At 54.6% G+C, this 7241-nt stretch carries 7 protein-coding genes; all 7 read right to left on the bottom strand.

Annotated elements, in window-relative coordinates; all coding sequences use genetic code 11:
- A partial coding sequence (locus B3W37_RS09955) for a MurT ligase domain-containing protein (protein WP_483175607.1) occupies positions 1–1353 on the bottom strand: 1353 nt, incomplete at its 3' end.
- Between the two features lie 124 nt (positions 1354–1477).
- The gene (locus tag B3W37_RS09950; RefSeq protein WP_483175606.1) at positions 1478–2680 is read right to left on the bottom strand and encodes a glycosyltransferase family 4 protein; all 1203 of its coding nucleotides are present in this window, start codon (positions 2678–2680) and stop codon (positions 1478–1480) included.
- Between the two features lie 429 nt (positions 2681–3109).
- Entirely contained in the window at positions 3110–3589 is a 480-nt protein-coding gene (locus tag B3W37_RS09945) for a TraR/DksA C4-type zinc finger protein (RefSeq protein WP_483168672.1), read from the bottom strand.
- Between the two features lie 37 nt (positions 3590–3626).
- A complete protein-coding gene (locus B3W37_RS09940; protein ID WP_483175605.1) occupies positions 3627–3950 on the bottom strand; it encodes a DUF5665 domain-containing protein in 324 nt (107 codons plus the stop codon).
- Between the two features lie 43 nt (positions 3951–3993).
- A complete protein-coding gene (locus tag B3W37_RS09935; protein ID WP_483168674.1) occupies positions 3994–5361 on the bottom strand; it encodes a DUF711 family protein in 1368 nt (455 codons plus the stop codon).
- A 188-nt stretch (positions 5362–5549) separates the two neighbouring features.
- Entirely contained in the window at positions 5550–5831 is a 282-nt protein-coding gene (locus tag B3W37_RS09930) for an ACT domain-containing protein (RefSeq protein ID WP_483168675.1), read from the bottom strand.
- Between the two features lie 63 nt (positions 5832–5894).
- Positions 5895–7241 (bottom strand): class I tRNA ligase family protein (locus B3W37_RS09925; protein ID WP_483175603.1); only part of this gene is annotated, 1347 nt, incomplete at its 5' end.

Below are 7241 nucleotides of genomic sequence, written 5' to 3'. Positions count from 1 at the left end.
TTTTACAGACGGTTCGCTCTGCATACCCAGAAGTATTTTGCGGCATTGGAATAAGGCCGTATAGGTGGATAAAATGTAGCCGACCTGGCCTGTACCCCCGAGGGTTTTCTTGATACCGGCCTCCAGGTCGCTCTCAATCTCTATAACCCCGCTGTCGACTCCAGCGTATTTCGCCCTGACCGCCATATCTCCACTGCGCAGCCCGGAACAGACCAGGATGGTTATCCCGGCGCCGGGTTCGGCCAAAACCTCCAGATCGGCATCCCAGATCCAGGAGATATCGCGCCCGTCGGCGGCATTGTCATTCAAAGCCAGAAACAGATTTTTGCTTCTGCCGTCCTGCAGCAGGGCCTGTAGGCTCTGATTGAATCCGGTGGGGTTTTTGACCAGGATCAAGGTGGCCTCCCGCTCTCCTACGCTGAAGCGCTCCATGCGCCCCGCCTGGGGCTGGAAGCGGGCCAGGGCCTCCTGTATGACGGCATCCCTAACCCCCAGGCCTCTGGTCAAGGCCACTGCGGCCAAAAGATTATAGGCGTTATAGAATCCCTGGTAAGGGCTCTTGATGGGGATTTCATTTACTTTCATGGCAATGCCTTGATCAAGCTGCAGATCAGTCGCTACGAAATCGGGCTCCGGATTCTGGTTGCCGCATTTGGGGCAGCGGAAAACCCCGAGCTGCGCGAAATGAAAACGCAGGTACTCGATCTCCTCCCCGCACAGCATGCAATAGCGCCCCTCCCGGCTGTTGTGATTCTCCAGGGTGTCATAAGGGGTTTCGTCAAAACCGTAATAGCTGCAGGGCAGTCCGGTATCCTGCGGGAAACTGCTCATCAAGGGATCGTCCGCATTCAGCCATAACCGCAGGCGGCGGCCTTTCACGCCCTCTCTGATTAAGCCGATGGTATAATCCAGTTCGCCGTAACGGTCCAATTGGTCGCGAAAAAAATTGGTTACCAGCAATACTCCGGCATCCACCTCTTTCAGCAGCGGGGCTACATTGGCCTCGTCGGTTTCAAGCAGGGCATAATCCCAGCTTCTGCTGCCGGTCAGGTTGGTGGCCCCGATAAAGGCGGTGGTGATGCCGTTTAGCATATTGGCCCCGGCCCGGTTGTGAACTATCTTATGGCCGTCGGCGTTAAGAATCTGCGCGATCATGTTGCTGGTGGTGGTCTTACCGTTGGTGCCGGTAATGATGATGATCTGCTTCTCTACCCGGCCGGCCAGTTTTCTGAGTATCCCGGGGTCGAGCCGGCGCGCCACCCGCCCGGCCATGACCGTGCCTTGATTGCCGAAGCGGCGGCTGAGCTTTATGATGATTTTGGCGGCTATTATAGCCAGGATGGTCCGCAGCATTTGTGGTCTCATTCCCGTTCTGAAATGTTCCTCAATCTGGGGTGGGGCTGTCCCATTAACAATGTAACACAAACCCACCCCGAACGAAACTGGGAGGGCATGGGGGAGGAGAGGCCAGCCTCTCCTATGGCGCGATGCGGGACAGCCAGTCGTACACCCGGCTGCGGCGGTGAACATTCTTATTTATCAGCTGTTGATAGACCTTTTCCAGCTCCAGGGTCATGTTCTGAGAGGAGATCTCCTCGGCCTTCAACAGGGCATTGTGCCGGAAAAACTGATAAACCTTGTCATCGTTAAGCATGCGCAGGACGGCCCTGGTGAATTCCTCCTGATCACATGCGGTTAAGAGCCCGTTGATGCCATGATCCACCATGTCCAATACCCCGTAGGCCTTAATGGCTACCACCGGCAGACCGGCGGCCATGGCTTCGACTAATACCAGTCCCTGGGTTTCGGTCATGGAGGAGAATATGAAAAGGTCGGCGCTGTAGTAAACTTGAATCAGGGTTTCAAAGGGAACCGCCCCGGTAAAGATAACGTCCCGCTCCAGACTTAAGCCCAGCTCCGCCACCTGCTGTTTTAAGGCGCTTTCCAAAGGCCCCTGCGCGGTTATCACCAGAGTGGTCTGAGGTTTTTGCCGATGCACCCGGGCGAAAGCATCCAGGAGGAATTCCAGGTTTTTCTCTTTGGTGAGTCGCCCCACATTGAGCAGAATTTTATTCTCAGCGGGAATGTCGTAACGCTCCCGCAAGATATTTTCCCTGCGGCTCACCGCTTTGAACAGCTGCACCGGCACTCCGGTGGGGATCACCGAGATGGGAGTGGAAATGTCATAACTGGAGAGAATATTGCTCACCTCTGAGCTGGGGACGATGAGATGATCCACCTGGCGGCAGAAATTATTGCTGAACTTGACGGTCATTTCCCGGGCCAGCTCCTGAGCCACGGGGAGGTAGTGTATGTACTGGTCATAGAGGGTGTGATAGGTAAATACGATAGGGAGATTAAGGCGCCGGGCATAGTGCAGCCCCACCCGTCCCATGGTAAATGGGGAGTGAACATGGATGATATCCAGATCCAGCTTGCGCAGGAGGTATTTCATGCCCGGAAACACCGGTATGGCCAGGGTAAAATCAGGGTTGGTCGGCGCGGGTACAGAGTAGTAGCGGTATACCCCTTCTTCGGTTTCCACATAATTGGAATAATTGGGAGCAAATATAAACAACTGGTGCCCTAATTTTTCTAATTCCTTTTTAAAGGTGGTGATCGAGGTAACTACACCGCTGGTATAAGGTTTGTAACTATCGGTGAAAATCCCGATTTTCACGCCCAGTCCTCCTTTTCCATGATGTACTCGTCAGTCTTGCCTTGGTTATAACTACTATAAACAAGCCAGAAATGTTTGGCAATGTTCAGCTTAAGCCAAAATTCCAGCCTACTCGTCCTGTTAAAGCAGGAAGCGACAATAGTGGCTATTTACACTTTAGGAGACCGGATTGTTCAAAAATTGACGGCCCGTTCATCAGCCTAACGGGGCCGGCAATTATTGGCAACTGAGCCCGGAGTCTAGAGACTTTACAGCGGCACCCCCGGCATATGCGCTCGTTTTAAACTACGCCCCAGCCTTTCTAAACTTGCACCCCGTCAAATCCAAGGTGCTCGTCTTAAATTATTCTAAGCCTGCCCACCGCGTTCAATCCGGCTCCAGCCGTACCCGTTCTCATCTTAAGTAAAGCTAAACTTATTTGCACCCCGCTCAATCCGGGTCCGGGTTGTGCAAGGTATTGCGATATTCATCATGGTCGTAGCCAGCTATATCGAAAGCGGTATCGAACATCCGGCCCGGACTGATCACGTCCTCCTCGGCAGGGCGGGTGTAGTTGTGACTGTGTTCGCGGGCGCAGCGGGCACAGAGCGTGGTATTGACCACCCTTTGCAGACGGGCCGGTTCGATGGGCTGGCCGCACTGCTCACAGATCCCGTAGGTGCCGTTTTGATAATGCATCAGGGCATCATTGACCTTCTCCAGTTCAAATTCCAGCATTTCCAGGAGGCCGATTTCTTTTTCGCGCTCATAGGTATCGCTGGCCAGGTCTCCGGGGTGCTGATCGTAAAGAGACAGTTCGTCCAGGTATTCTGACATAGGCATTTGCAGAATATCACGCCGGCGCACGATCTGCTCCTCGATATCTTGTTTTCTGGATAATAAAGCCTGGTAATAATCAATCTGGTTCATGGCCTTTCCTCACCTTCAGGTTATTTTACAAACCCGTTTAATCGACCCCCAACTGTTTTTGCACAATCTGTACGATATCGGCGATAAAATCGCCGATTACCGGTAAATTGAGAAGAATGGCGCGCTGCAGCAGATACAACACCAATGCGGCCAGAATGGTAAATCCTATGGCCATGCCCAGTCCCCGGGCCACCCCGGACCAGAAGTTGATCCAGAACAGCCGCCGGGGATGGCGCAGCATCTCAATGTACTCCGCCACCCCGATTTTGTGCATAGTCTCAGCCATTTCCTCCAGCTTGCGGTTTAATCTCAGAAGCAGCTCTACCTGTACATCCTGGTCATTTTTCTTCACTTTCCTCACCTATATATATATTATTCCAGGTTGAGCGGCTTCAATACGCTTTTTAATTGTTGAGCGAATGGATAGGCGCGGGGATTCTGCCTTTACGGGCGATGAAATGCGCAGGAGAGCAGTTGTTCACCGGCATCACCGGTGCGCGTCCCAAGAGTCCGCCGAATTCCACCCAATCCCCGGGCTTTTTGCCCGGTGCGGGAATTATGCGCACTGCCGTAGTTTTGCGGTTTATCATGCCGATGGCGGCTTCGTCAGCGATTATAGCCGAAATGGTGTATTCGCTGGTGTCGCCGGGAATGGCGATCATGTCCAGTCCTACCGAGCATACTGCGGTCATGGCCTCCAGCTTTTCAATACTCAGGGCTCCTTCGGCGGCGGCCCGTATCATGCCGGCATCTTCGCTGACCGGAATAAAGGCCCCGGAAAGACCCCCTACATAGGATGAAGCCATGGCTCCGCCCTTTTTGACGGCATCGTTCAACATGGCCAGCGCGGCGGTACTCCCCGGGCCGCCCACCCGTTCCAGGCCCATGGCTTCGAGGATATCGGCCACACTGTCGCCTACCGCCGGAGTGGGGGCCAAAGACAGATCCAGAATGCCAAAAGGCACCCCCAGGCGCTTGGAGGCTACCCGCCCCACCAGTTCGCCGGTGCGGGTGATTTTAAATGCGGTGTTTTTGATGAGATGGGCCAGTTCGCCCAGATCGCAGCCGGGGTTGTTTTTTACCACCGTGGCCACCACCCCGGGGCCGCTGATACCGATATTCAAGACTGTTTCAGGTTCGCCCGGGCCGTGGAAAGCCCCGGCCATGAAGGGGTTGTCTTCGGCTGCGTTGCAGAACACCACCAGTTTGGCGCAGCCCAGGCCGTCCCGGTCTGCGGTGGCCTGGGCCGTGGCCTTGATGATCTTGCCCATATCATAGACGGCATCCATATTTATGCCCGACTTGGTGGTCCCCAGGTTGACTGAGGAGCAGACCCGCTCGGTCGCGGCCAGAACCCGGGGAATGGTTTGCATCAAATTGTAGTCGCCGCTGCTGTAGCCCTTGTGCACCAGGGCTGAAAAGCCGCCCAGGAAGTTGACCCCAACCTGGGCTGCGGCCCGGTCCAGCTCCAGGGCGATGGCGAAGATATCGTCTTCTCCCAGGCCGTTGACCAGCATGGCGATGGGGGTTACGCTGATGCGCTTGTTGATGATGGGAATGCCGTAATCCCGCTGGATTTCTTCGCCGACCCCGACCAGATCCCGGGCCAGACGAGTAATCTTGTCATAAACCCGCCGGCCGGTCTTTTTACCGTCCTCTTCCCGGCAGTCCAGCAGGTTTATGCCCATGGTGATGGTGCGTATGTCCAGGTTCTGGCCCTGCACCATATTGATGGTTTCCAATATTTCCTCTTTACTAACTTTAAACGGCATATCCGCCCTCCTTAATGACACCCGGTGAGTTTTCCTTGTGTCATTTTTTAAGTCGTAAATGAAGCAATAAGCGGGAACATTCCCAGTACTCCGGGACATTACCCAAAACGGGGTGTGTCCCCGCACATTAGCGCTATATCCCCGTTTCTTGTCTCCTGGCCAGTCAAAAGAACCGTCCCCGTGATTCGTTAGATGCGGTGCATGTAACGGAAGATGTCCTCATGCTGCACTGTAACCTGCAGGCCCAGCTCCTGGCCTTTTTGATCCAGCAATTGTTTCAGCTGGGCCAAATCCACGGTGCTGTGGGAGAAATCTACCACCATCACCATGGTGAAGAATCCCTGCAGTATGGTCTGGCTGATGTCCAGGATATTTACATTGGTGTTGGCTAACACCCCGGAAATTCCGTAGATGATCCCGACCCGGTCATGTCCCAGGACGGTGATAATCAAGCGGTTGCCTTCTTCCATAGCGTCCTCCTGCTTTTGATTGTATTTATGGTCAGGGGCGATGCTTGACCGCCCCGCCCTCGATTACAAACTATCGATGACCTCTGCGCAGCGCCGGCATAAGGTGGTATGCCCGGGATGCCTTCCCACGGTAAGGTCGATTATCCAGCAGCGCTCGCATTTTTCGCCAGGCGCGGGTTGAACCTCCACCGCCAGGCCGGAAACATGCTCCAGACTCACAGCCGCGGCAGGCGGCGCTTCTTCGGGTACAACCCGGCAACTGGACACGATAAACATTTTCTCGATCTCACCCATACCGGCAAAAACCTGTTCCCAGGCCGGATTTACATAAATGGTGATGGCGGCTCCCAGGGAATGACCGATCACCTTTTGAGCCCGGGCTTCTTCCAGGGCTTTGGTGACCACTTCGCGGGCGCTCAATACCATATCCATGCGTTTCTCCAGGGCATCATCCTGATATTTGTCATCAGGCAGCGGCCATTCCAGGAGCTGCACGCTTTCCGGCTGCCCCTCGCGGCGCAGGTAGGACCAGATCTCCTCGGTGGTGAAGGCCAGAACCGGAGTGAACATTACCACCAGATTGTTGATGAGCCGGTACAAAACGGTCTGGGCCGCTTTGCGCTGGGGATCCTGCGGATTGGAACAATACAGTTTATCCTTAAGGATATCAAAGTAAATGTTGCTCAGTTCGATGGTGCAGAAGTTGTGGATGGCATGGAACACCACATGGAACTCGTACTCATCATAGGCATTGGTCACCCGGCGCACCAGTTTATCCATTTTCAGCAAAGCCCAGCGGTCCAGGTCGGTCAGGTTCTCATAAGCCACCTGATCTGCTGCCGGGTCAAAGTCGTACAGATTGCTCAATATAAAGCGGCAGGTGTTGCGGATCTTGCGATACGCTTCCGCGCTCTGTTTGATGATGTTCTTGGAAACCGAAACATCGTTGCGGTAATCGGCCGAAGATACCCACAGGCGCAGGATGTCGGCCCCCATCTCTTTAATCATCACCAGGGGATCGATGACATTGCCCAGGGATTTGCTCATTTTACGGCCTTGTTCATCTACCGTGAAGCCGTGGGTCAAAACCTGGCGGTAAGGAGCGGCGCCCCGCACTGCCACAGCGGTGGAAAGCGAGGAATTGAACCAGCCGCGATGCTGGTCGCTGCCTTCCAGATACAAGTCAGCCGGCCAGCTGAGATCCTTATAAGTGTCCAAGACCGCCATATGGCTGGAGCCGGAGTCGAACCACACATCCATAATGTCGGTCTCCTTGCGGAAATGGGTTCCGCCGCAGCCGCTGCATTGATAGCCTTCCGGCAGAAGTTCGGCCGCATCTTTGATGAACCAGATGTCAGAGCCGTGCCGGGCGAAGAGCTGGGAGATCCTGTTTATCGTCTCATCGTTGAT

This window comes from Syntrophomonas sp. UBA5494, assembly GCF_002426325.1.
The sequence above is the reverse complement of the archived record's forward strand: the minus strand, read 5'-3'. Positions and strand labels throughout refer to the sequence as shown.